A 26,330-nucleotide genomic window follows, 5' to 3' on the forward strand; every position below is an offset into this window, starting at 1 on the left:
CTTGGTCTGCCGGGCTTTTTTGCTGTGTTTCGCAGAAATGACTTCCATATTTATGTGAAGTAATCGTGATTTATTGGATGATTTTATGTAGATTATCCGTTAATTTTTGTAAACAATGATCACCGTTCGTGTGATATTGAATATAGTATAGGACTATAGTAGTGGTGATAGTTACCACTAATAGACCCATTTTTGACCAGTTCAAACCAAATTATTTCCGAGGAAATGACAAGATCGATATCGAAATAGCGCTCTTTTATGTCGTTTTAGTCACAAAATCCCGATGGTTTAAAATTAAAATATTTTCAAAGTGGAAATCAATGTAATTGACAATGTATGATAAAAGAGCCTATATTCCATAGAGTCAGCAGAGATTGCAGCTGCGAAGATGAATTCCATGATCATTCACAGCCAGATTGTGCTGCTCGATGAAAGGGCAACACGAAGGATCTCCATATGGGATACTTCAGCGGTGAATCAGTTGTGTTGTGCTGGAACAAACCATTCTTATGACTTTTAATTAGGATGACAAGCAAAATTACGCTGGTTGCTGCAACAAATGTGGAGGTAATGAATATATGGATATTGATCTGACGAATCAGTTGAACCAGTCATTAAGCACAAATGGGTTAGTTTCGATTGTTGTCTCGCTATTGTGCATAGCACTCGCTTGGTGGGCGCTGCAGAACCTGAAGCTTGATCTGATTATCAGACAGCCGAAGGGTGCCCAAGGAAGGTTGCTGCATTTGCTGCTTGCCATTATTCTGGGTCATGCCGTATCCGGGTTTGTTATTGATTATTTATCATGGACCCAAATGCTGCGTCATTTGTTTTAATGTTGAGATGGTTGGTTAATCATCTGTTAGGTTCTTCATGCAGGCTGATTGTCGAATAACATCGATTGATTGTGTCAACAATTAGAGTATGACCAACCTGTTAACAATTAAGAAAAATGTGTGACATGTAATTGGTTGGATTGAGATGTTTTATGTAAAAATGCTTGTATCGTACAATTCAAAAATGTTATGATGGAAGTTAGGGAATTAACAATTGTTCACTTTAACCTGAGGTTATAAACGGGATCCCCGGTAGTTTACCGGCTAATAATTATCCCAATCCGTCTGTCCTGGTGTTTTGCTGACCTGTAGGCCTTAATTACAAGTTTGCAGGCAATCAGCACGGCAAGTGTTATCATCAATTTTGGATTATAAACCAATTCTTTTCTGAACAGACATCAGGCGTTTTTTGCCGGGCAATGTCGAAATTCCACACACAGCAACAGTCCTTTCTAACACAGAGGGCTTACGTATTCCGGAATGAAGAAAAGGGAATAAAAGCGCGGAGGGAACCATGATGAGCAAATTTATCGTCCGCGGTGGCAAAAGGTTGACCGGAAGTGTCAAAGTTAGCGGCGCTAAAAATTCTGTTCTTCCGATCATCGCTGCCTCTCTACTAGGGGAAGAAGGACAAAGCGTTATTATTGACGCGCCTCCTCTAGACGATGTGATGACGATTAACAAAGTGTTGGAATCGCTGGGAGCGGGTGTTACATACCGGGACGAAGTGATTACCGTGAATGCGGAAAAACTTACTTCCTGCGAAGCCCCGTATGAATGGGTAAGTAAAATGCGGGCGTCTTTTCTGGTCATGGGGCCTTTATTGACGCGTATGGGTCATACAAGAATTTCGCTTCCTGGTGGATGTGCCATCGGAACACGGCCGATTGATCAGCATTTGAAAGGTTTTGAAGCCATGGGTGCCGAGATCAGCTTGGGCCAAGGCTATATCGAAGCTCGCAGCCAAGGAAGGTTGCGTGGTGCAAAAATTTATCTGGATGTAGCCTCCGTAGGAGCTACTCAAAATATTATGATGGCTGCAACGCTGGCTGAAGGTGTAACTGTGCTGGAAAACGCAGCAAAAGAACCTGAGATTGTGGATCTGGCCAACTTCCTTAACGGAATGGGTGCCAAAGTCCGTGGTGCAGGTACAGGAGTTATTCGCATCGAAGGTGTGGAGAAACTCACTGGAGTGAAGCACACGGTGATTCCTGACCGGGTAGAAGCGGGTACTTACATGGCTGCTGCTGCAATTTCTGGTGGCGACGTGTACATCGAAGGTGCAATCTCCGATCATTTGGGTTCGGTTATTGCCAAGATGGAAGAGATGGGAGTGACCATCCTGCCAGATGAGAATGGGGTACGTGTCATTGCGGACCGTCCACTCAAGGCAGTAGATGTGAAAACATTACCATACCCTGGATTCCCTACTGACATGCAGTCCCAGATGATGGCGCTCTTGCTGGCATCAGAAGGAACAAGTGTCGTAACAGAGACGGTGTTTGAGAATCGCTTCATGCATGTGGATGAATTCCAGTTGATGAATGCGGAGATCAAAGTGGAAGGCCGTTCGTCCATCATTACCGGTAATGCGAAACTGAAGGGTGCCAAAGTTACAGCTACCGATTTGCGTGCGGGTGCTGCACTCATTATTGCGGGTCTGGTTGCTGAAGGCACAACTGAAGTCGGCGGTGTTCATCACATAGACCGTGGCTACGTTCACCTGGCTGAAAAGCTAAATGGACTGGGAGCCGACATTTACCGTATTTCGGTTGAAGAACCGAAACTGGACGCAGCTAAGCCTGCAACCGAAAAAGCTGAGGAAGAAGTGCCGATGTTCAAGGTACAACCGACTTGGGCTTAAATCATGTGATTAGTAAAAAGCTAAGCCATCTGGCTTGGCTTTTTTTAATGCCCTTTTTTGACACTATACTAGTAAAGTATGGCCAACAATTCAGTACCTGATTCTATTAATAGCTGGTCCTAATGGAAGAACTGTGGGTCCAACTTTTGAATATATACAATGGAATAAAAGAACATCAATAGAGAATGCAGTGCATGGTTAGGCATGACGGAAATGGCGGTATAGCGGCGGTTTATCCACTATAGCAGAGCAATGTTAATCTAACATTAAAAAGAACCAGAAGCTCTTTCTTTCTCTCAAATCAGGTTCTATCAGATCGAAACAGCTCATACCCTAAACTATGGATTTGAACAAAAGGACCGGTCTATGACGGCCTATGTACAACGGAGGGTATGTCGAAATGAAAGAAGCTCGTATACAGGTTAAGGTGCCCCTTGTCCCCCGTCCAATGATGGAGGAGTCCAAGCAGACTTCGGATGCCGGAATGGAGAAAGACAAGCTCGCAGCGATGAATACCAGAAATTCATCTGCAGAAGCCAAAAGAACAATCAATCCAAAACCAACAGGAGCATCAGACCAGTCTGAGCGTGAGTCAAGGGGAATCCGCGGACCGGTCATAGAACTGGATCAGTTCCGCCCAGTAAAGAGACGTAGGATGAGGACATTTGGAAGAGGACGCAGGTGGTCAAGCGGAACCAGGCGCTGGCAACCAGCTGCTGCTGTATCAGGGCTCTTGGCCTTGGCGCTCCTGATCCCTGCTATATTAGTGTGGCCCCGGACGAGTGATCCGGTGAAACCGATCCCTGTTGCACCATCAACAGGCAGTGTAACGAACACCGTCCCTGCCCCAGCTGTGCCAGTGACATACCCAGAACCCAATGTAAGAGTGTATCTGTCTGCAACGGGAACAACAATGAATCTTCCGCTTGAGGAGTACGTGACGGGTGTTGTTGCTGCAGAGATGCCTGCCGAGTTCAGGCTTGAGGCACTGAAGGCACAGGCCATTGCCGCACGGACCTTTATCGTCAGAAGGCTGGCAGCAAACGATACCAGCGGTGTACCTTCAGGTGATGCAGATGTAACGGATACGGTTAGTCATCAGGTGTTTCTTCCACCGGATCAGGTGGAGAAGGAGTGGACACGGTTGGGGAAAGCCGAAGAATGGGAGAAGTTACAGCAGGCCATCCGCGAAAGCCGGGATGCCGTGATGACATATCAGGGTAAGGCCATTACCGCATCCTTTTTTTCTACAAGTAACGGTTATACGGAGAACGCTGAGGATGTATGGGGAAATGTCGTACCCTATTTGAAAAGTGTAGCGAGTCCATGGGATCAGAAGTTAGCCCCGGGATTCAAGGAGACCGTCACAATGAAACGCAGCGAAATTCTCCAGAAGCTGAATTTGAGTGCCAGTGCTATCCCGGTCACTGCCCAGGAAGGTGGCTCCTGGATGGAAGTACTCTCTACAACAGAAGGTCACCGGATTAAGGAAATGCAGATCGCAGGTTCGACTTTCAGTGGACCAGAGGTGCGCAAGCTGCTTGGATTGAGATCCAGTCAATTCAGCTGGACGACAGAGGGTGACGAGGTGCAGATTACGACCTACGGTTACGGACATGGTGTGGGTATGAGCCAGTGGGGAGCGAATGGCATGGCGCAGGAGGGACACACCGCGACACAGATTTTGAAACACTACTATACAGGTATATCCTTTGGACAGGCATCGAAGATGCTGGCCTCGAAATAAGAGACATCATGACGGATGAATAAATGCGAATCAATCTGAATGGATCCGGATATATCCGAATAAATGCGAGTTAATCCCAATGAATTGAATGAATTGAAGTGTACGGAGATGAGTAGGTTAGGCTGTGCCTCTTATACCCATTGACTCTAACGAATCTGAGATACCATATTAGGCCATATCATTCAATTGGAAACTTTACCGAATCTCAGACATGTTATATCAAGAAATATCACCGAATTAAACCCACTAATAGCGTCCAAGGAGAATTAGAGTATCAACGATTCGTTAGAATTCCAAAGATGCGAATTTTTTGCTATTAAGGCCACTTGGGTTCGTTAGAGTCTAGAGCACAATAAGCTGGTTAATCCAATTACATCCTATATCGTGTCGTGTCACTTTCAGCCGATAAACTCACTTTAGAGAAGGATTGGCCAATACAGCCCATCCGGGCTTCTCTACCAACCACCCATTCCGGAGCTTTTAAGACTTGGCTATATCAGTCTGAACCATAGTTACACCGGAACGGAGAGCGCAGAAAAGACCTGTAGAAGCGAAGCGTCCGCCTTTACTCCCGGATTTTACCTTTTAAGAAGGTGATAGAAAAAATCTGGGAGTAACAGCGGTCGAAAGGTTGTTCTGCGCGCGGAGTGGCTCAGTGCAACTCCAATCAATCTTATATAGCACTCTCTGAAACCTCCGTGAAAAAAATTAGAGTCGCGCGTGTATAAAAGAGTTGCACCCGGTAACACTTGTTACTGAGGTGATCAAGATGAATGAACAAAACAAAAAAACAGTCCAAGAAGAAACTCCTAAAACAACTCAAGGAGTACCGGCCAGCCAGCCCTCTTCATGGAAAAGAGCAATGTCCAAACGTTGGGTCTTCCCGGCAGCCTACATCGCAGCAGCAGGCATTATACTAACATTAGTGTGGGTCTATCAGGGTACAGGCGAGAAAACGCTGAACTCCGATCCTGCTAGTGGAGTAGTAGAAACAGGAGCATCGGGTACAGAAGAAACAGCAGTTGGTGGAGAAGAAAGTGTGGAAGTTGTCGCCCAGTCGGAAAGTTTTGCATGGCCAGTAGCAAGTCCGTCGGAAATCTCTGTTGTTAAACCCTTCTATGAGAACGAAGGCTCTACCGAAGAACATGAAGCCGCAATGGTGCAGTACAACGATACGTTTATTCCGAACACAGGCGTAGACCTGGCGCGTGGGGATAACAAATCATTTGAAGTAAAAGCAGCACTCGGCGGTAAAGTGACACGGGTGGAGCAAAATCCGCTGACGGGTCAAGTTGTGGAAATCACACACAGTGATAACCTCAAAACCGTATACCAAAGCCTGTCTGACGTCAAAGTGAAACAGGATGATGAAGTGAAACAGGGAGATGCGATTGCATCCGCTGGCGTAAATGAACTGGAAAAAACGCTCGGCAACCACCTGCACTTCGAAGTATACGAAGACGGTCAACCGGTTAACCCGCAAGGATATCTTCCGGAAAAATAAATGATTTTTAACGCAGAATAAAAAGGGCAGAGGGGAATCCCCTCTGCTCTTTTTTGTGCTTTTCAGAAATTATTGGGACCTCCGAAGCTTGTCACACCTCTAAACCGCGAATATATAGGCATGCTCCTCATATAATGTACCAAACTATCCACACAGTAGGGAGGCGGGAGCGTGCACGATTACATCAAGGAACGGACCATAAAAATAGGTCGCTGCATTGTCGAGACGAGGAATACGGTCCGTACCATTGCCAAAGAGTTCGGCGTGTCAAAGAGTACTGTGCATAAGGACCTGACGGAGCGTCTGCCGGAAATCAACCCTGATCTTGCTGACCAGGTGAAACATATCCTGGAGTACCACAAGTCCATCCGCCACTTGCGGGGCGGCGAAGCCACCAAAATCAAATACAAAAAAACAAGCGGTAAAAAGCGTGAAGTACTGGCTTCCGCTAAATCGTAACCATCGCGAAAAGACGTAGGCCAAAAAGCTCACACATGGATTGAATCCCTCCCCTGAAGTATGATATGTTAAAAGCTGGTACAGGATCGAATTATGACATCTTATCAGCCCGATTTTTACATATATATGTTGCACTTTGTCGAACGAGCGGTGACGTGATAAGGGACTCTTTTTCACAGGATACGCTGACCAAATAATATCACTTTGGGGGCTCTTTTATGTTAAGCAAGGATATCGGTATTGATCTTGGCACGGCGAACGTGCTTATTCACGTGAAAGGAAGTGGGGTTGTCCTCGATGAACCTTCCGTCGTGACCATTGAAAGCGATACGAAGCGGGTCCTTGCTGTTGGGGAAGAAGCGCGTCGTATGGTGGGGCGTACTCCGGGTAACATTGTTGCCATCCGACCGCTGCGTGACGGCGTTATTGCGGACTTCGAAATTACGGAAGCGATGCTCAGACATTTCATTAACCGTGTGGGGGCGAGAAGCTGGTACAGCCACCCGCGTATTCTGATCTGTGCACCGACGAATATTACTTCCGTGGAGCAGAAGGCTATCCGTGAGGCTGCGGAGCGCAGCGGTGCCAAAGAAGTATTTTTGGAAGAAGAGCCAAAAGCGGCAGCCATTGGTGCAGGAATGGATATTTTTCAGCCGAGCGGCAATATGGTCGTGGATATCGGCGGCGGAACGACTGACGTTGCAGTCCTGTCTATGGGCGACGTAGTCACCGCCTCTTCTATTAAAGTCGCAGGGGACAAGTTCGACGAAGCGATTATCAAGTTTATCAAAGCCAAGTACAAACTCATGATCGGTGAACGCACGGCCGAGGATCTGAAGATTGCGATTGGTTCCGTGAACCCGGCTGGACGTCAAACCGAGATGGACATTCGTGGACGGGATATGGTATCCGGATTGCCTGTTACGGTAACGGTGTCGGGAAGTGAAGTACAGGAAGCGCTATGGGATTCCGTGCAATCCATTATCGTTGCAGCAAAATCGGTATTGGAGCGGACGCCACCAGAGCTGTCGGCAGATATTATTGACCGGGGTGTCGTGCTGACAGGCGGAGGCGCATTGCTTAATGGGCTGGACGAGCTGTTGTCCAATGAACTGCATGTACCGGTATGGGTTGCAGAGGATCCGATGCATTGTGTCGTAAAAGGGACAGGCATTATGCTCAATAATTTGGATCAAGTGGTTAAGAAAAAGTTCTGATCTGCCGATATAAATATCAAAGGTTCGCCTACGCTCGGGAACAGAACGGACAAGCAATGATCCTGCCGTGCAGGACAAGCGCTTGAGGAGAGGGGTTTATTCATGCTAAGAGGTTTGTACACCGCTACCGCGGGAATGATTACGCAACAACGCCGCCATGATACAGCGACTCAAAATATTGTTAATGCGAACACGACGGGATATAAACAAGTGAACAGTGTAAGCCGTTCCTTCCCCGAAATGCTCATTACGTTGGTCGGTGGAGATGCCAATGTTCCGACGAAGCGGCTGGGCAAGCTGAACACAGGGGTGTTCGCGGAAGAGAGTTTGTCCATGAATTTGCAGGGGGCGATTATGGAAAGTGGGCAGAAGAGTGACTTTGCCATCTCGTCCAATCTGTCCATAAATGATCCGCAGACGGGACAACCTGTCGCTTTTGACGGTTCGGGCAAATTTGTACGAGCTGATGGCACGGAGATCTATCAGCCTCAAGCGTATTTTACGGTGCGTGATGCGGAAGGCAATACAAGATATACACGTGATGGTCACTTCCAGGTTACCGGAACAGGAGAACTATTAAGCTCAACAGGAGCGCAGGTTCTGGATAATAATGGACAGCCTGTTGTGTTGACAGGCTCAGTGGACCAATTTAAAGTGGATGAGCAAGGCCGTCTTGTGGATGCAGTCACGGGTGCACCGACGGGGGTTACGCTTGGAATCAGCGTCATTGATCAGCCTAACCAACTGGTTCGTCAGGGTGACGGTAATTTTAGTCTGTATGACCAGGAAGGTGCTACAGCGCGAATGATGGCTGCGGGAGATAATGTGCAGATCCGTCAGGGCTACCTGGAAGGATCGAATGTGGATGCTTCTCAAGCTACGGTGGATATGAATGCCGCTTATCGTGCGTATGAAGCGAATCAGAAGGTAGTGCAGTTCTATGATCGAAGTTTGGACAAAGCTGTCAATGATGTAGGTCGTGTATAACGCGCGGCAATAGAGAGGATGATTTACTAAATGAATAATTCCATGATTAGTGCGAAGGTCTCGATGACCGCGATACAGCAACGTCTGGATGTCATTTCCGATAATATTGCCAACGTGAATACGGCAGGCTATAAAAGCAAGCAGGCGGCGTTCGAGGATGTACTAACCCGGGTGCAGCAGCAACCGGACAAGTATAAGCTCGATGGACGTTCCACCCCAATGGGATATAATCTGGGATTTGGTGCCCGTTTGACGAGTGTGACGAAGGATATGTCTCAGGGGACACTGAATGAGACAGGCAGTCCAACGGATTTGGCCATCGAAGGCAACGCGATGTTTGCCGTTGAAGCGAATGGTCAGAAAATGTGGACACGTCAGGGAGCATTCCATTTTGTCCCTGATCCAACACCTAACCCGAACCCCAATGCACCTCAGATGATGGTGCTGGTTAATGGGGAAGGCTACTTCGCGCTTGATCGTCAAGGTAACCGGATTACGGCTCCGAACAATAGTAAAGTGGCCTTCGACGAGAAGGGTAATCTATTGATCCGTCGCGGCAATGAAGCCAATGCAACGATTGGAGCCCAGCTGCAGCTTGTAGACATCGAACGTCCGGAAGGACTTGTGCAATACGCAGATAATCTGTTTGGTCTGGATGCCGGATTGACCGAGGATGATGTGTTTGGCGCTAATGCGGCTACACGTGATGCGGCAGCTACGATTCGTGCAGGCTATCTGGAGCAATCCAACGTGGATCTGACACAGGAGATGGCACTATTGATGCAAGGACAGCGGACCTATCAGCTGGCAGCACGTGCACTGACATCAAGTGATTCGATGGCAGGTCTTGCCAACACTATAAGAGCATAAAGGTGAATGCGATGACAGATACACAGAAGCAGAACAGCAAGCCGGAGAAGAAGGAAGTCAAGAAGAAGAAAAAGAGTGGATGGCGCGTCGCCAGATGGTTCCTGATCCCGGTCTTGCTTGTTCTTGCCCTCGCTGGCGGCATGGTCGCTGGTTATGTGGTACTGGGCAAACAGGATATTGGCTCCGTGTTCCAGTGGAGTACCTGGAAACATGTATATGATCTGGTGTTCGCTTCATGATCGTGAAATAGCGAAAACTCCTGCGCAGGCAGGAGTTTTCTTTTTCGCGTTGAAAACAGTATAATGATGGATGACGTTTGACGTCAAAAGAGGCCTCCCCTGCGAAAGACGATTGTCATCGCGAAGAGAGACCCCTTATCTCAACCTTCACTACTGCAGTCATGAAGGATATTAGTAGTGTTAACCGAAAATGCGTTTTTCATACCAAATAAAAAATAACCCATTTATATGTAATGCATTTAGCATAATGGTTTTGTTTTAGCGACGTAGTGGAGGGGACGGAATCGATTCTGAAGAAGCGAAGCGTTCGCCTTTGTCTCCAAATTTTTACCTTCAAAAAATGAATCGAGAAAATTTGGAGACAACAGCGATCGGAAGAACGATCCGTAACCGTAACGTCCACCGCGCAGACAAGCAATTATGTAGGGAATGATTCACATATAAATGACCTTGAAAGGAGATTACACTGTGCTCGATAGCAAACAGATTCAAGCCATTATCCCGCACCGTCCCCCGTTTCTGCTGGTGGACAAGATTGTAGAAATGGAGGACGGCAAACGCGCCGTTGGTCTGAAGAACGTCACGATTAACGAACCGTTCTTCATCGGTCATTTCCCGGAATATCCGGTAATGCCAGGGGTGTTGATCACCGAAGCACTGGCTCAAGTAGGCGCAGCAGCGATTCTTAACGTGGAGAGCAATAAAGGCAAAATCGGCTTTTTGGCGGGACTGGATAATTTCCGATTCCGTGGACAAGTTGTGCCCGGAGATACGTTGATGCTGGAAGTGGAAATTACACGTCTGAAGGGTTCGATCGGTAAAGGCAAAGCGACAGCACGTGTGGAAGACAAAGTCGTCGCTGAAGGCGAAATTATGTTTGCACTGTCTGACCCAAGCTGATTACAACCGTAGCATTTGCATCAGTGTGTATATAACGGATTGATGCAAAATGCTGAAGCAGCTCAGCAAACCATTGAATTTATATAGACGGAAGGGGTTTATAGGAATGGAACAGTTAAGCGGAACAGCAGCAGAGACGTTACAGCAGTGGTTGGAGGATGCTTCGATTGATGAAGCGACGAAACAGGAGCTTCGTGATTTGCAGGATCAGCCGAAAGAGCTGGAGGATCGTTTCTATCGAAATCTGGAGTTTGGTACAGGTGGATTGCGCGGGGTCATTGGCGCCGGAAGCAACCGGATGAACAAGTACACCGTTGGTCGGGCGACTCAAGGTTTTGCACGTTATCTGATCGAACAGCATGGGGACAAGGAAGGTAGACCTTCTGTAGTGATTGCCCATGACTCCCGTCACTACTCGCCTGAATTTACGCTGGATGCTGCGTTGGTTCTTGCCGGAAACGGCATTGTAGCCAAGCTGTTCACATCCCTGCGCCCTACGCCGCAGCTGTCCTTCAGTGTGCGTCACTTGCAAGCGACGGGCGGTATTGTGGTAACGGCAAGTCATAACCCACCGGAATATAACGGATACAAAGTGTACAACCATGAAGGTGGCCAACTGGTACCACACGAAGCGGAGAAAGTTATCCAATACATTCAGGAAGTTCCTTCCCTTGCCGATGTGAAAAAGCTGACCCAAGAAGAAGCTGAAGCACAAGGCCTGCTGGTATGGCTGGGGGAAGAGGAAGATCAGGCATTTGTCGATACGGTTGCCAGCGTAAGTCTGAGTCGTGATCTGATTCAATCAGGCGTAGGCCGTGACTTCAAAATCGTCTTTACTCCACTGCATGGCACAGGAAACATTCCGGTTCGTCGTGTGTTGGAACAGATCGGTTTTGAGCAGGTACATGTTGTAGCAGAACAGGAACAGCCGGATGCTGAATTCTCCACCGTGAAGTCTCCTAACCCGGAAGAACGCGAAGCATTCACACTTGCCATGAAACTGGGTGAATCCGTAGGTGCTGACATTCTGATTGGTACGGACCCGGATGCAGACCGCATGGGTGCAGTTGTGAAAGACAATGATGGCAAGTACTTCGTACTGTCTGGTAACCAATCCGGTGCGATCATGGTGCACTATGTGCTGAGCCGTCTGCAAGAGACAGGCAAGCTGCCAAGCAACAGCGCAGTTGTCAAAACGATTGTAACGAGCGAGATGGGCGCGGTCATTGCAGAGCATTACGGTGCAGAAGTGATGAACACCCTGACAGGCTTCAAATATATCGGTGAAAAAATGAACCAGTTCGAAGCAACCGGAAGTCATACATTCTTGTTCGGATATGAAGAGAGTTATGGCTACCTGGCAGGCAGCTACGCCCGTGACAAAGATGCCATCCTGGCTTCGATGCTCATTGCAGAAGCTGCTGCATATTACAAAAACCAAGGTAAAACGCTGTATGATGTCCTGCAGGAGCTCTATAGCCAGTTCGGTTATTTCCTGGAGAAGCTGGAGTCCCGTACGCTGAAAGGCAAGGATGGCGTAGCGCAAATCCAAGCGAAAATGACGGATTGGCGTTCCAATCCGCCACAAGAAGTAGCGGGCATCGCGGTACAAGATGTGCTTGATTACTCTCTTGGTCTGGATGGCTTGCCAAAAGAAAACGTCCTGAAGTTCATTTTGGCAGATGGATCATGGTTCTGCCTGCGTCCTTCCGGTACAGAGCCGAAGATCAAAGTGTACTTCGCAGTACGTGGTGAGAGCCTGGAAGATGCGGAAGGTCGCATTGAACGTTTGTCTTCCGCGGTAATGTCGCGAGTAGACGCACAATAAGTACGATTGTTGTACGAAGCACGAATGGTTAAAAGCCTCTCCGCACCGTAAGGTTGGTTGGCGGAGGGGCTTTTCTTTTAGGTGTGATTTTTGCAGAGGTTGAAACAGATTGATCGGATATTCGGAGGCTTGTTGACACAAGCTGTGTATATACCCGTTAATTATTTGAATGAATTACTTGAGCTGAACGTGGATTTGGTTCCAACACTTGAGGAGGTACATGTAGTGCGTCAAAAATGGCTTTATTGGAATACCGCTTCCCGGAAGTGGCTGTGGCTTGTTGTCATTATAGGACTGATCGCTTCCATCCCTGTCATCAGTGATCGGGTACAGACGGAATCGTCTGCCAAAAAGGTGGAGCTTGTATTCAATTATAGAGGTCTGTTGGATATATCGGCTTATCAAGCCCATCCCCAAGATTTTATGAATGAGCAATTGACTCGTCTGAAAGATGCCGGCGTAACAACGATGGCCGTATTCGAAAGTACACTGGATGAGCTTAGAAAGTCACGGAAACTGACCGTATATAACGGGCAGGATGTTGCTAACCTGACGCAGAACGTGGTTTCTCCTAACGAGAACTTCACGTATGTGTTGTTCACATCCGAAGAAAATGCCCAAACGTATACACCCATCATTGAACAAACGTTCGCGGATCGTCAGATTCCGGTGGTACCATGGGAATTTGAAGGTCGAAGCGGCTTGATTTTGCAGACTCCTCCGGAGAATGCCAACATGCAGCCAATGCAGCCTGATCCGGTTGCGATCAAAATGCTGCGTGATAAAGGATTTTACATTTTGCCAAGGATTGCAGATAGCGTGCCATACAGCCAGGAGTCCATGGAACGCCTGCTTACCTTCTTCGAAGAGAATGGCGTAAAGCGCATCCTGTTTGATGGCGATGCAGTGAAAGGGTACAATGATAATGCGGAAATGAAGAGTCTCGATCAATTCGCACAATTGTTGAACAAACATGACATTGGACTTGCAGCGATTGAAAACTTGAAGAAACCTCAATCCGGATTTGAAACCCTTGCCTACAAAACGGACTACAATGTTGCTCGTTTGTATTCGTTAAGTGAAGGAGACGCCAATCTGGATGTAGATGTCATTGCGGACCGTTTTGTGCTCGCTACCAAGGACCGTAACATCCGCATGCTTTATTTGAATGCAGGGCCTAGCCGGAATACGGCCAAAGCCATGATTACGGATCCGATTGAGAACCTGATTAACAGTCTGGGTGAGCCAGGGCATGCCATTGAACGCATGGAGAAGCGCGGATTCGAGCTGGGACAGGCTGAAGCATTTACAGTAAAAGAATCTTCGATTCAGCGTTATGCCAAGCTGGTTGCGCTAGTTGGTGCAATTGCCATGATTACCTTGATGGTGTCATACTTCGTACCACTGTTGACCTTGCTTGTGTTTGTATTAGGTTTGGTTGGAAGTGCGGGCTTGTTCCTTCTGAGACCGACCTTGCTTGAGCAGGGGATTGCCTTGCTCGTTGCGATCTCTGCACCAACCATCGCGATGGTGCTTGCGGTGAGAACCGTGAATTATCAGCAGCAGCGTCAACCCAATGCGTCTGCGGGTCGTCGATTGGCACAAACGTTGATCTTATATGTAAGAACGTCGATTCTGTCGTTCCTTGCCGTGCCATTTATGATCGCATTGCTCAACAGCATTACGTATAGTTTGGTCATTAACCAGTTCAGGGGTGTGAGCCTGCTGCACTTTGCTCCAATGGGACTGGTAGCTATTTATATCTTGTTTTATCGTGGATCGGGTACGATTTCCATTAAGCAGCTCAAAGGAATTCTGCGTACACCGGTTAATGTTCTGATGGTTGTTCTGGCGGTTATTGCAGCCGCAGCTGGATATTATTATTTGACACGTACAGGGAACTCGGGTTCAGTAACCCCATTTGAGATGTTCCTGCGTACAACGCTGGAAGATACATTTGGCGTACGACCAAGGTTCAAAGAATTTGTGCTGGGACACCCGCTGTTTATCGTTGGCGTGTTCGCCGCTTTAAAATATCGTCAAGTCATCTTTGTACTCATTATTGCAGCGATTGGACAGTTGTCCATGGTGGATACGTTCGCGCATATCCATACACCGGCTGTATTATCTCTCATTCGCGGAGTGATGGGACTCGGAATTGGCTTAATCTTCGGTATCATTGCTGTGGGTGTGTGGCAAGTAGCGGAAGGATGTTGGAAAAAATGGTCACCACTTCTCAAAAGTTAGTCATCTCGGGATATTACGGATTCCGCAATAGCGGAGACGAAGCGGTACTTAAGTCGATTCTAACTGCACTGGAAGAGGAGAGTCACAGATCTGGCGTCAACATTGAGCCGATCGTGCTCTCCATCGATCCGGAGTCGACAACCGCCATGTATGGGGTTCGTTCCGTTCACCGTATGAAATTGAAGGAAGTTCGCGAAGCGATCAAGGAAAGTGACGGATTGATCAGCGGCGGCGGAAGCTTGCTGCAGGATGCAACCGGACTGAAATCCATTCCCTACTATTTGGGTGTAATCAAGCTGGCCCAGTGGCTGAAAAAACCTACGTTTATTTATGCTCAGGGAATCGGGCCCGTTAATCGTAAATTCTTTAATCCAATGATCCGATCCGTATTCAAGGGTTGTAAGTATATATCGGTGAGGGATGAACAATCCGCTGATTATCTGCGCGGACTTGGATTGCAGTGGAATCAGATTCATGTTGTGCCAGACCCGGTTATGGGATTGCCTTTGCCTACGGATAGTAGGGAAAAGGATTTTACGACGGGGACTGCGCCGGATCAATCAAGCAATGGTTCATCTGTTGGGCAAACCAAGCTTCCGGTCATCGGTGTATCCGTGCGTTTCTGGGAGTCCGATCGGAAAGAACTGACGACGATTGCCTCAGGACTGAAAAAGCTATGTGCCAAAAAAGCAGTGCATCTGCGTTTTATGCCATTTCATTTGCCTAAAGACGAACAGGCCTCTAGGTTTATTATGGAGATGCTCGGAGACGTCACCAGTAAAGGCAGTTTGGTCAGCATAACTCCGAATCTGACTGATCCACAGCTCATGCTGGAGGAAGTCAGCAAGTGTGATGTTGTCATTGGCATGCGTCTGCACAGTTTGATCTATGCTGCATCGCAGTATGTGCCACCTGTGGCCATCTCATACGATCCCAAAATCGATCAGTTCATGCTTCGTCTGGATAGTGAACCCGTAGGAAGCACGACTGCACTCGATGGGGACAAGCTGGCGAAGAGCGTAGCCTCTCTGCTGGATCAACGTTCACAGTGGCTGAAGGAAAACGAAGATCGTATTACCGAACTGAAGCAGGAGGCCAGAGTGCCTGCACAGCAAATTATTAACTATTTAGGCCGCAAAGGGTGAGATAAAGATGAATCAGACCGGACCAATACCTACCGTTTCGATCTATGGCATTCCTTTTTCCAAACTGACGATGAAAGAAACGGTGGAGACTCTCCGGGAAGCCGTGTTGTCGAAGAAGCCGCATCAGGTCATTACAGCGAACCCGATCATGGTGATGGCAGCATTGGAGAATCCGTCTATGATGCAAGTGATGCAGTCTGCCGAAATGATTGTACCGGATGGTACAGGTGTCGTGTGGGCTGCCAATTATTGTGGTGATCCTGTAGCAGAGCGAGTACCCGGATTTGAGCTTTTACATGAATTGCTGCGGGTTGGAGAAAACTATCGCTGGGGTGTGTATTTGCTCGGTTCCACCCCTGAGGTGATTCAAGAAACGGCAGTTCGGTTACAACAGCAATATCCGGCGATCCGTATTGTAGGCTATCGCGACGGTTATTTTGGCCCGGCTGAGGACGAAGAGGTGGTGGCTTCCATTCGCGAAGCTGCACCTGATCTGCTGTTTGTGGCACGCGGCGCAGATACGCAGGAGCCCTGGATTCACAAGTATAAGGAGGCGCTTCAGGTTCCCGTAACCATGGGCGTTGGCGGCAGTTTTGATGTCATTTCAGGCAAAAGTAAACGTGCCCCAAAACTGTTCCAGAAGCTAAGACTGGAGTGGTTTTACCGACTGCTCCGCGAACCAAGTCGTGCAGGCCGCATGCTTGCGCTTCCAAAATTCGCGATTAAAGTGATCCAGGACAAAGAAAACGTGACTAAAGCCCGTTAAATACAGGCTATTACGAGAAAAATGCACGTTTTTGCTAAAAATTGAGGTTGGCGTTTCGCGTGTGATCAGCGTATAATTCATTCCGGATTACATGTGTGCCAAGAATGAATCAAACTGTTACACTTGGCACTACGATTGCAAGGCAACCTTCCGATTGCTGTTATCCCCAGATTTCTTTATTCCCTTTAGATAGGGAGAAATCCGGTGATAGCTCATGCTTTCGAAGTAGCTTTCCTTCAGAAAGCTTTTAGGCGAACGCTACGCTTCTACAGGTTATTTCTGACTTCTCCGTTGTAGTGCAAGTGTATTCATTAAATATGGCTAAAAATATTTCTTTATATATATAAAAGAGATCAGGGGATTTATAATTTCGTATGGGTATTATAATTGGGGGTCGAATGTTCAAATGGTAGCGATCTTTATCATTGGATTTATCGTGTCGATGGGACTGGCTCTTGCCCTGACACCGCTTGTCAAAAAGTTCGCGGTTAAAATAGGTGCAATGGACACACCGAATGCACGTAAGGTGCACACTCGGATCATGCCACGTCTCGGTGGTTTGGGAATCTTTCTTGCTTTTATAATTACAGTAGCTGCACTTCTTCCTTTTGTATCTGCATGGTTTACAACAAGAGATATGAGCTTTGTCAGTGCTTTTCTGATCGGTGGATCGATTATCGTTCTGATTGGCGCACTGGATGACCGTTTCGAACTGTCAGCCAAAGTTAAACTGCTTGGGCAGCTCGTTGCTGCTGCTGTAGTCGTATTCGGATTTAATATCCGAGTGGATTTCGTTAACATTCCTTTTCAGGATTCTTATTCCTCACTGGAAGCTTGGGTATCCATTCCGCTGACGATTCTGTGGATTGTTGGTGTGACGAATGCGATTAACCTTATTGATGGTCTGGATGGTCTTGCTGCCGGTGTATCCGGTATTGCGATTGGTACGATTGCCGTGATGTCCTTCCTGATGGGTAATATGATGATTGCCTTGATGTGTCTTGTATTGCTGGGGAGCATTATCGGGTTCCTGTTCTTCAACTTCCACCCGGCCAAGATCTTCATGGGAGATACGGGGTCTCTATTCCTTGGTTTCTCTCTGGCGATGCTCTCCATGCTTGGGTTTAAACAAATTGCTGTCGTGTCCTTCATCACGCCGCTGATCATTATCGGTGTACCACTCTCGGATACCTTCTTCGCGATCATTCGTCGTGCGGTACAACGGAAACCGATTTTCTCACCGGACAAAGGTCACCTGCATCACTGCCTGCGTGAACTTGGTTTCAGCCACCGTCAGACGGTGCTGATCATCTACGGTATTGCCGCATTCTTCGGTGTACTGGCGATCATTCAATCGTCGGCAGCTATGTTCGAAGCCAACTGGGTAACATTTGTCGTGATCTGTATCATGATGTTCTTCCTCCAGGTAGGTGCAGAAGTCATTGGACTTGTAAGTAAAACCAGAAGACCGGTTATTAATTTCCTGATGCGCATGCGTGTCAAAATTAATCCGGAGACTCGCTCGAAATCCTAAATAGATACGCTCGTTTACTGCAATTCTTGAATATTATCTAAGCCCCAAACCTTATCCGTTATGGATAAGGTTTTTTTGTTTAATTTGCTGTTTTTACTAAATAATTGGAACCTAAGCACCGATATAAGAGGTAACTGACTTAAAAAGAGGAGAGATGATTGCATGCAGCGTACGAAGAAGCCGATGATTTGGCTGATGATGGTGGCACTGGTTGTATCGTTGATACCGGCAGGCTTGACACCAGTCGCATCGGCGGCGGACAAACCAACGAGTTATTTTACTCCCGATATTTCGGAATTCAGAAATACGGTTGATCTGACATTGACAGCAGGGGCAAATCAGATAACACGAGATAAAGTATATAAAGTAACAGATGCTCAACAAGCGATTACGGGTACCTATACCAAAGTAACGGGTTCAACACTGGGTGCAAACATTCAATTGTTGAACTGGGACCAAAGCACAAATCGCTGGGTTGAAGATCCTGCACGTGTTGCTCCAGCAGTAGTCACATTAGATACAGATAGACCCGATAATCGTTTCAAGGCAAATCTTACTCTTTATCCGGGTATGAACCGCATCACATTCACTGGAGCACAAGGACAAAACGAACGTTCCGAAACGTTCTACATCTTGTTTGACCAAGTGCCCTACGTAGAAAAGTTGCAAGTACTAGGTGGATCCGATAACTTGGACCTTAATGAAGGGACTCAAATTGTAGTAAACAAGGACGAGATTACACTTCAAGGTACAGCTGTGAACGCTACGAAAGTGACGGTGTCTGTAAACAATGGCCAAGCTTTGGCAACACAGCTTTTACAAAATTATTCATTCTTCTCACCGCAGCTTAAGCTGAATCCAGGCGTGAATGATCTGAAGCTGGTTGTACAAAATGGTTCTGACACACTAACATTCAACTATTCACTATTATATTATGATGAGAAAAATCCAATCGTGAAGTTGGATCTGTTGGATTCCAGTAGAAATGCACAAAGTTTGCTTGGTGTAGAACCCGTATTTACTGAAGATACGGACCAGGCTAAAGTGCATGTGCAAATGTTGATTCCTTATGATGAAGTAAATAAAAACAAGTTCAGTGAAGGCGCTGAAATTTATGTTGACAACAATACGACAAAAGAGACACCTACTTTTACCGAGGAAGTTTTCATTCCAAGTCTGAAAGATAACACGCCTTCGTATTGGTTAGTTTCTTTTGATATTAATGCTGTGAATTTTAACAAGGGCACGAATGGCGAGATTTTAGAAGATCAAAATCATACATTGTCCGTAACTTACGGAACAAAGACTATAAGCAAAAATATGGACTTTCAGTACATGAAAGGTCAGACCGTCATTACTGATCTGAAGTATCTCAAGGGATATAGCGGAAGTGGGACCACTAATCTTCCGACAGGTGAGCCTTTGAACGGTGCTAAAGTGGACTCAGGTGACTTCTACATTATGGTCAACACGAACGGCAAACCAGCTGATCCGTTGACAGGATTGAAAGCCAATTACCTTCCACTCGGGACAAGCGGAATCACGGTGAACCATGTGGCTACAGTGTCAGATACCAGTTATATCTTCAAAGTGGTTGGATTAAAGAACGGTAACCAAACCGTTCGTTTTAACTACGATAGTTCAACAGCTTATAAAGATGTTACCATTTCATATGCATCCAAAAATTATATTTACGTTGAAAATCTGACTGATGGTCAAACGTATAATGTGGATTCTGGAGCAGGAAAAACACTTGCTGTCAAAGGACAATACATTGACTTTGAAGACACGATTAATAGTAATTATTTCGTTGCAGAAGTGTTTGCTAACGGTGTGAAGGTTAAATCAACCAACACTTCAGAGACTCTTGACCCTACCTGGTTAAATAAAACTACTGGCGCCTTCAATTTCACACTAAATATTTCCTTAGAGAACGGACCTTTGGTCTTTGGGGAAAACAGAATTATTTTGACAGGTACAGGTAAGGATGATAAAGGCCAAGCTCGTGAGATCCGCAAAGAGCTACGGATATATGTTGTAGATAATAATGTATCTACGATTACTAACTTCCAGCCTGCTGTGGGAAAAGATCGTCCTAGTTTTCCACCGAAAGAATTCAGCGCGGACAACCCGCAGCTTGCACAGATTTTCAATCTGACGCCTGAGTTTATTTACAATGATAGTAAGTACACGACTAGTTTGAAAAACTACGATTTGGTTCTGCGTGGTAGCGGTGCAGTCAAAATGAATTTAAATATGGGAACCAAAAATATTCTGTCTGTTGATTTGCCAGTTAACTCGGTAGATAATGCCGTGGTCACATTTGCCGGTGAACGCTACACTTATGATTTCGCAGGTAATCAAAAAGACTTTATTATGCGTATTCAGGATTTGGTTGCAGATGCCCCAGGAACATATGTGTACACCTTGGAGCTGATCAACGAGACCGGAGCGAAGACATCGCAAAAACTGGAGATTGTCAGAGAAGTTAGTGCCTATCGCATTCTGTCTCCACAACCAACGGTTGGTAATCAGATTGTAGTGAACAAAAACTTTGTTCACTTTGACATTGAAGCAGAAGGTGCAACAGAAGTCCTTATTGGTAAAGATCCTGCTGTGAAACGTACAGATTTGGGAGAAAACCGTTTTGTATATGACTATGTAGGATTAAAACAAGACAAGGAAAATAAAATCAAAATCACAATCACACGCGCTGGTACAAGTAACACGGATACCATTGAAGTGTTCTACACAGGTACTGTGGGTGTAGATGCTCAGTACATGGCACCTAAAGTGGCAACCAAATATACAGTATTTAACAAGGGACTTCAACTCAGTTTCCCAAAAGGTACTGTAATGCAAAGCACGAGCACAAGAGGTATTACGAAGTACTATCCAGATACGAAGCTTCTATTTGGTATTGCAGACCCGACTACGGGGATTGTAGAACGTCGCAATGACTATGGTAACATTATTGGCTTCCCTGGAACGGGTGAAAATAGTGGTGCTCCGGCTTGGAGTATTCCGGATGAGTACTTGCTTAACTTTGGATCAACAAGTGCATCAAGTAACTTTGGGGCAATCTCTGATATCTATTGGATTAATGGAGGTTTGGGTGAGTCGGGAGATCTGGGCTCAGCTACGTATGCAGCTCCAACGAATGGATTGACGCCTTACTCCGTAGAAGGATTGTTTGGTAATCCTCAGACACCTACAGAGCGCAAAATAACCCCATCACAGCGTGGAACTCTTACGCTCGCCTTTGATCCTAACGTGGTAGACGAAGCTGGTTCTACAATTACCGTATATCGTTATACAGCAACTCGTCAGTGGGAGAATATCGGTGGTGAGGTTGATACCAAAGCACATACGGTCACTGTGCCATTTGATGAATTCGGCTACTATAAAGTAATGAAGTTGAGTCGCAGCTATAACGACATAACGAATCATAACTGGGCTCGTAATATTTTGAATGGTCTCTATTCCAAAGGATTTATGAACAACTTGCGTTTCGAGCAATTTGGTACAGATGATCAGACAACACGTGGTGAGTTCGCGACACTGCTGGTTAAAGGTCTTAATTTGCCAATTAACTCGGACAATAATCGTACGTTCGTGGATCTCGTCCCAGGTGCGCGTTCTGCAACATGGGATTACGACCGTATTGAGACAGCGGCAAGAGCAGGGATTGTAACGGGTCTGACGGATGGTGTGTTTGGACCGGATCAACCGTTGACACGTGAACAAGCAGCAGTCATGATTGCTCGTGCTCTGAAGCTGAAATTGGCAGCGAATGATAGTAAGATGGATGCTTCACTAGCTAAGGCATTTTTGGATTCAGGCAGCATTGAGAAGTATGCAGGTCCATCGATCATGGCAGTATCAAAGGCTAAAATCATGGAAGGAGCCGCTATAACGGTTCCTGGCCAGAAGAAGCCACAATACAATTTCAATCCAAAAGGTAATTTGACTCGTGCAGAAGCGGGTAAAATTGCTGTTGAACTGCTCAAGAAAAGTACTAAAGTTTTCCCTAAAAACTTGAGCTAATTCATCAAAGTTCATTTATGCATTATTGGAAGGACCTGTCCCTTGTGCTAAAGGGGCGGGTCTTTTTGAATGTTAAGGAATTGGTGAAGAGCACTATTTATAATAGTAGAAAACTGTTTTTTACCAATAACTATTTTTGTAATTTGCTAGAGTTTAAGATACAATAACGGTAAATACACAATGATCTAGAGGGTGAAGTTAGCTAATGAAACCGATTTATTCGAAGGCCCAGTTGGGCTACATGAAGGCAAAGACACAGTTCGAGAAGCAGGCAGTCATTCTGGAAAAGAAAATAGAAGATACACGCAAAACACAGGAAGTAACCCAGGAAGTGATGGAAGGACTCGTGCAAGCGACTGGCTTCCATGACGCATATAACCAATTGGTAATCGCTGAGAATGAATTGATTGAATGGTCTCACACCACCATGAAGCATGAAAAGACATACCGTGAAAACAGACAACCAATTGATGATATGTATCTGAGACTGAATAGTGATCCAGAGATGCGTGCACAAATCATTGATCTTGCGATGAAAATCCGCTAAGTCTATATAGCAAGAACTGGATACGAAGGCATTCCTTACGGAATGCCTTTTATTTTTTGTTTTGGGACAATTTGTCGCTTCATGTACAGGCTGAGCGGGTATAAATAAACGTTCAGATCAATCCTGACTCAATAGAAACCCGTTATGGCTACCACAATAATACTGATTTTAAAGTTTTGGACCCAGTAAATTACCCGCACTGCATCAATACATAAATAAGTTCAAAACTTTTTTTGCAGAACCCGCAACTTTTTGAAATCTACTGCGTTTAAGATGTAGAGTCAAAAACATTGGGCCTCTTACCAAGATTGACCTCGTGAAGAATCTTGTCTATTTATTAGAAAAAATTGCTTTACGGCGAGAGTAACCCATTGTATAATACGTTAGGTAGGATTAGGAAACTACTCTATTTTCGTATGATTCTATGTTTAAGCTAGTTTACAAGTTTCTGTGATAAGCTCACAGACATCATTTATATTAACTTGCTCAGGACTCTGGAAAGGGGGTGCAACAATATATGAGGAACACGAGCGAAACTATTAAAGAAAATTCCCATGTTATGAACACCCAAGGAGGAGAAAAAAAGGTTATGAAGAAAATTTTATCCGTAGCTTTGTCTACAGCAATGGCATTCTCGATGTTTGCATCTGTAGCATTTGGTGATACAGCTACTACACCACAACAACAGTTTGATGCATTGAAAGCAAAAGGTATCTTCAACGGTTATCCGGATGGTACTGCAGGACTGAACAAAGAAATGACTCGCGCTGAGTTCGCTAAAGTCATCACTAAATTGCTCGGCCTGAAAGAAATCACTGGTGTATATTCTTACACTGACAAAAACTACAATGCTAAAAACTGGGCTGCTCCTTTCATCGAAGCAGTAACAGCTGCAGGCATCATGGAAGGTAAAAACACTGAGAAAAAAATCTTCGATTTCAACGGTAAAGTAACAATCGAAGAGATGGCTACCATCTTGACTCGTGCACTTGACCTTGAAGTTCCAACTGAAACTAACAACACAGCATCCGCATGGGCTAAAGGTTATGTTCAAGCGGCAATCAATGCAGGATTGCTTGATTCCAGCCTGAACTTCCAATCCAATGCTTCCCGCGAATTGCTCGTTGGCGCTGCTTATGCAGTTGATCAAGAGCAAAGCCTGAAAGTTGCTTCTTACGATGTAACTGAAGCTGGTAAAGTTGTTACTTTCAAAATGAGCGACGGTGAATCTGTTAAAGTAACTTTGGATAAAGCTCTTGAAGCTAACAAAGAAACTGAAGTGAAATTTACTTACAAAGATAAAGAGTTCACTGAGAAAGTTACTTATGTAACTACAGTAGCTCAAGCAGTACAATCCGTAAAAGCAGACAACCTGAAACAAGTTGTTGTAACATTTAACGGCACTGTTGATGAAACAACTGCTACTGAAGTGAGTAACTACACGATTGCCAACAAAACAATCGATAGTGCTACATTGTCTAGTGACAAAACTTCTGTAACATTGCTTTTGGCAGATGGAAGTTCCCTGAATTCTCAAAGAGCTACTGATCTGAAAATTGCTAACGTTAAAAATGCTGATGCTACAAAAACATTCTCTCAAACAGTAAGCTTTACACCAGCTGATATTACAATTCCAACTGTTGAATCTGTAACTGCACTGGGAACTAAAGCAATTAAAATCAAATTCAGTGAGCCAGTTGATAGAGCTCAAGCTGCCGTTTCTGGTAACTACCGTGTAGATGGTAATGTTGTTGCAGCTTCCGTAAGCTACAGCTACCCAGATACAGTAATCTTGACAACTAACCTGACTGAAGGCGAGCACACGCTGACAGTAAGTAAAGTTCAAGATTTCTCTGGTCTGACAATTGTTCCTGTTGATAACAAATTTACAGCAACTGTTGATACTGCAGCACCAGAAGTAACATCTGTAACTTCTACGGATCTGAAAAAAGTAGTAGTAACATTCAATGAGCCAGTTAAAAATGTAACTAGCGCATATGCTAACACTACTTCCAACTCTGCAAGTATCTCTGTGTCTGACAATAAAGTGACTCTGACATTTGCTAACAACTTGAACTTGTCCGAGAATGCTATTACACTTAAAGGTGTAAGAGACTACAGCGATAACTCTGCTGATCGTACAACTACAGTAACACCAACGTTGGATACTACTCGTCCAACAGTTGTATCTACTGGCTTTGCTCAAGATGCTAACGGCAACTACATCGCAACATTGAAATTCAGCAAAGACGTGTCCAGAACTTCTGCTGAAACACGTTCTAACTACGTTTTAACTGATAAAGATGGTAAAATTGCTAGCATTACTGGAATCAACACTTACGGATATCCTACAGGTGCTATTGAGTACAACAGCACTAACAAAACAGTTAGTGTAAACCTTGGTAAATCTATTGGTGATGATACTTACACATTGACAGTATCCGGTATTCAAGATACTTCAACAATTGCAAACACATTGCTGCCTTACGCACTTGTAGTGAATGGTGCAGAAGCAAGAGTTGGTAAAATTGATCGCTCTTGGCTTGCGAATGGATATGTTTACGTAGAGTACAACACTAATGTTGCAACTAGTGGTACAGGAAGCGCTTTGGAACCTGAGAAATACACAGTTAATGGAACAGCAATCACTACTTATGCTTCTGATGTAGAATTGGTTTCTGCTAATACTGTTCGTATCTCTCTTGACAACAAACCAGCTAACCTTACTGTAGGAAATGGTTCAACCCTGAAAGCAAGCTACATTGCTAATGCTGATGGAGAATACATTACTGAAAATGGATCTTATCAGTTGACATCTACAATTGGTTCTTCTTCTGTAGCTGCTACTTCAGCTTATGCAACTAGCAGAACTTCTGTAACAGTTGAGTTCAATGCTGCTATCTCCTACGTAAATCCTGCTGGATTCTCTGTAGATGGCAAAAAACCAAGCAACTACAGCTTGAGTAACGATCGTAAAACGTTGACACTTACGTTCTCCGATGCAAACAAACTTGCTGCTGATTTCACGGGACAAATCGCTGTAGAAGCGGGTGCTGCTCAGGATACATTTGGTAACAATGTAACTGTTGGTGTGCCAGTTAAAGACCAAATTAAACCTGAAGTTGATGAGGATTCTGCTGCATTCTCAGCAACAGATGCAACTTATCTGTATGTTACAGCAAGTGAAGATCTGCAAATCAACAGTGACTTGGTAACTCAAGCAGCTGTTAAGAGATTGTTTACTGTAACAGTTAATGACACTAAAACTACAGACTTTACTGTAGGTATTGATACTGCTAACGCTAACAGATTGTACATCAAATTTAATAACGCACCAGTAGCTACTGATTATGTTTCCGTATCATTCAACGGATCTAACAACGCTGGTTCCAAAGCAATCACAGATAAATCTGCTGACAAAAACGCTTTGACTACTTTTGATGTATCAGATCTCGTTTCTAACCTGAAATAATTATATTATTTCAACTTAAAAGACCTCCTTCGGGAGGTCTTTTTTATTTGTTTTAAATAGTATCATTATTGTTATACATAATCTGGTATTATGCTCTAGAATAAAGATATTGATGCAACTA

18 protein-coding genes are annotated in these 26,330 nt (G+C 45.3%); all 18 read left to right on the forward strand.

The window, feature by feature from the left end:
- Positions 1 to 578 precede the first annotated feature (578 nt).
- The 18 genes from CHI14_RS21970 (at position 579) to CHI14_RS22055 (ending at position 26,209) form a co-directional block, all read left to right on the forward strand.
- A complete protein-coding gene (locus tag CHI14_RS21970; RefSeq protein WP_095291312.1) occupies positions 579 to 836 on the forward strand; it encodes a DUF1146 family protein in 258 nt (85 codons plus the stop codon).
- Positions 837 to 1,353: 517 nt separating this feature from the next.
- Positions 1,354 to 2,700, forward strand: coding sequence for a UDP-N-acetylglucosamine 1-carboxyvinyltransferase (gene murA, locus CHI14_RS21975; RefSeq protein WP_095291314.1), 1,347 nt, complete (start codon positions 1,354 to 1,356; stop codon positions 2,698 to 2,700).
- A gap of 400 nt (positions 2,701 to 3,100) precedes the next feature.
- Complete coding sequence (spoIID, locus tag CHI14_RS21980) at positions 3,101 to 4,447, forward strand: stage II sporulation protein D (protein WP_095291316.1); 1,347 nt, start codon at positions 3,101 to 3,103, stop codon at positions 4,445 to 4,447.
- Between the two features lie 769 nt (positions 4,448 to 5,216).
- Positions 5,217 to 5,951 carry a M23 family metallopeptidase gene (locus CHI14_RS21985; RefSeq protein ID WP_095291317.1) on the forward strand — a complete coding sequence of 245 codons (735 nt, stop codon included), beginning with the start codon at positions 5,217 to 5,219 and terminating at the stop codon, positions 5,949 to 5,951.
- Positions 5,952 to 6,122: 171 nt separating this feature from the next.
- Positions 6,123 to 6,410: a sporulation transcriptional regulator SpoIIID gene (spoIIID, locus tag CHI14_RS21990; protein WP_024632710.1), complete on the forward strand. Its 288-nt coding sequence runs from the start codon at positions 6,123 to 6,125 to the stop codon at positions 6,408 to 6,410.
- 218 nt (positions 6,411 to 6,628) lie between these two features.
- On the forward strand, positions 6,629 to 7,627 hold the full coding sequence (gene mreB / locus CHI14_RS21995; protein ID WP_095291319.1) for a rod shape-determining protein: 999 nt from the start codon (positions 6,629 to 6,631) through the stop codon (positions 7,625 to 7,627).
- Between the two features lie 102 nt (positions 7,628 to 7,729).
- Positions 7,730 to 8,614, forward strand: a complete 885-nt coding sequence (locus CHI14_RS22000; protein WP_095291321.1) for a flagellar hook-basal body protein — start codon at positions 7,730 to 7,732, stop codon at positions 8,612 to 8,614.
- Between the two features lie 30 nt (positions 8,615 to 8,644).
- Complete coding sequence (locus tag CHI14_RS22005) at positions 8,645 to 9,484, forward strand: flagellar hook-basal body protein (protein WP_095291323.1); 840 nt, start codon at positions 8,645 to 8,647, stop codon at positions 9,482 to 9,484.
- An 11-nt stretch (positions 9,485 to 9,495) separates the two neighbouring features.
- Positions 9,496 to 9,723 (forward strand): DNA-directed RNA polymerase subunit beta, encoded by a 228-nt coding sequence (locus tag CHI14_RS22010; protein WP_095291325.1) that lies wholly within the window; start codon positions 9,496 to 9,498, stop codon positions 9,721 to 9,723.
- Positions 9,724 to 10,191: 468 nt separating this feature from the next.
- On the forward strand, positions 10,192 to 10,623 hold the full coding sequence (fabZ, locus tag CHI14_RS22015; protein ID WP_095291326.1) for a 3-hydroxyacyl-ACP dehydratase FabZ: 432 nt from the start codon (positions 10,192 to 10,194) through the stop codon (positions 10,621 to 10,623).
- Positions 10,624 to 10,729: 106 nt separating this feature from the next.
- Positions 10,730 to 12,451: a phospho-sugar mutase gene (locus tag CHI14_RS22020; protein WP_095291328.1), complete on the forward strand. Its 1,722-nt coding sequence runs from the start codon at positions 10,730 to 10,732 to the stop codon at positions 12,449 to 12,451.
- Positions 12,452 to 12,676: 225 nt separating this feature from the next.
- Positions 12,677 to 14,698 carry a DUF5693 family protein gene (locus CHI14_RS22025; protein ID WP_095291476.1) on the forward strand — a complete coding sequence of 674 codons (2,022 nt, stop codon included), beginning with the start codon at positions 12,677 to 12,679 and terminating at the stop codon, positions 14,696 to 14,698.
- Positions 14,674 to 15,843 carry a polysaccharide pyruvyl transferase CsaB gene (csaB, locus tag CHI14_RS22030; RefSeq protein ID WP_095291330.1) on the forward strand — a complete coding sequence of 390 codons (1,170 nt, stop codon included), beginning with the start codon at positions 14,674 to 14,676 and terminating at the stop codon, positions 15,841 to 15,843. The genes CHI14_RS22025 and csaB overlap by 25 nt, the downstream gene beginning before the upstream one ends.
- Positions 15,844 to 15,850: 7 nt before the next feature.
- A complete protein-coding gene (locus CHI14_RS22035; RefSeq protein ID WP_095291332.1) occupies positions 15,851 to 16,609 on the forward strand; it encodes a WecB/TagA/CpsF family glycosyltransferase in 759 nt (252 codons plus the stop codon).
- 406 nt (positions 16,610 to 17,015) lie between these two features.
- Positions 17,016 to 18,143, forward strand: coding sequence for a glycosyltransferase family 4 protein (locus CHI14_RS22040; protein WP_095291333.1), 1,128 nt, complete (start codon positions 17,016 to 17,018; stop codon positions 18,141 to 18,143).
- Positions 18,144 to 18,305: 162 nt separating this feature from the next.
- The gene (locus CHI14_RS22045) at positions 18,306 to 22,190 is read left to right on the forward strand and encodes an S-layer homology domain-containing protein (protein ID WP_095291335.1); all 3,885 of its coding nucleotides are present in this window, start codon (positions 18,306 to 18,308) and stop codon (positions 22,188 to 22,190) included.
- A 205-nt stretch (positions 22,191 to 22,395) separates the two neighbouring features.
- A complete protein-coding gene (locus CHI14_RS22050; RefSeq protein WP_095291337.1) occupies positions 22,396 to 22,737 on the forward strand; it encodes a hypothetical protein in 342 nt (113 codons plus the stop codon).
- 559 nt (positions 22,738 to 23,296) lie between these two features.
- Positions 23,297 to 26,209 carry an S-layer homology domain-containing protein gene (locus CHI14_RS22055; protein WP_212677017.1) on the forward strand — a complete coding sequence of 971 codons (2,913 nt, stop codon included), beginning with the start codon at positions 23,297 to 23,299 and terminating at the stop codon, positions 26,207 to 26,209.
- Positions 26,210 to 26,330: the final 121 nt, after the last annotated feature.

Origin of the sequence: Paenibacillus sp. 7516 (assembly GCF_002272715.1) — a bacterium.
Classification (GTDB): Bacteria; Bacillota; Bacilli; order Paenibacillales; family Paenibacillaceae; genus Paenibacillus; species Paenibacillus illinoisensis_A.

Bases quoted from the DNA above. Each gene is read 5' to 3' on its own strand.
- CHI14_RS21970 (WP_095291312.1), top strand. From the start codon at position 579: ATGGATATTGATCTGACGAATCAGTTGAACCAGTCATTAAGCACAAAT.
- murA (WP_095291314.1), top strand. From the start codon at position 1,354: ATGAGCAAATTTATCGTCCGCGGTGGCAAAAGGTTGACCGGAAGTGTC.
- spoIID (WP_095291316.1), top strand. From the start codon at position 3,101: ATGAAAGAAGCTCGTATACAGGTTAAGGTGCCCCTTGTCCCCCGTCCA.
- CHI14_RS21985 (WP_095291317.1), top strand. From the start codon at position 5,217: ATGAATGAACAAAACAAAAAAACAGTCCAAGAAGAAACTCCTAAAACA.
- mreB (WP_095291319.1), top strand. From the start codon at position 6,629: ATGTTAAGCAAGGATATCGGTATTGATCTTGGCACGGCGAACGTGCTT.
- CHI14_RS22000 (WP_095291321.1), top strand. From the start codon at position 7,730: ATGCTAAGAGGTTTGTACACCGCTACCGCGGGAATGATTACGCAACAA.
- CHI14_RS22005 (WP_095291323.1), top strand. From the start codon at position 8,645: ATGAATAATTCCATGATTAGTGCGAAGGTCTCGATGACCGCGATACAG.
- CHI14_RS22010 (WP_095291325.1), top strand. From the start codon at position 9,496: ATGACAGATACACAGAAGCAGAACAGCAAGCCGGAGAAGAAGGAAGTC.
- CHI14_RS22020 (WP_095291328.1), top strand. From the start codon at position 10,730: ATGGAACAGTTAAGCGGAACAGCAGCAGAGACGTTACAGCAGTGGTTG.
- csaB (WP_095291330.1), top strand. From the start codon at position 14,674: ATGGTCACCACTTCTCAAAAGTTAGTCATCTCGGGATATTACGGATTC.
- CHI14_RS22035 (WP_095291332.1), top strand. From the start codon at position 15,851: ATGAATCAGACCGGACCAATACCTACCGTTTCGATCTATGGCATTCCT.
- CHI14_RS22040 (WP_095291333.1), top strand. From the start codon at position 17,016: ATGGTAGCGATCTTTATCATTGGATTTATCGTGTCGATGGGACTGGCT.
- CHI14_RS22045 (WP_095291335.1), top strand. From the start codon at position 18,306: ATGCAGCGTACGAAGAAGCCGATGATTTGGCTGATGATGGTGGCACTG.
- CHI14_RS22050 (WP_095291337.1), top strand. From the start codon at position 22,396: ATGAAACCGATTTATTCGAAGGCCCAGTTGGGCTACATGAAGGCAAAG.
- CHI14_RS22055 (WP_212677017.1), top strand. From the start codon at position 23,297: ATGAACACCCAAGGAGGAGAAAAAAAGGTTATGAAGAAAATTTTATCC.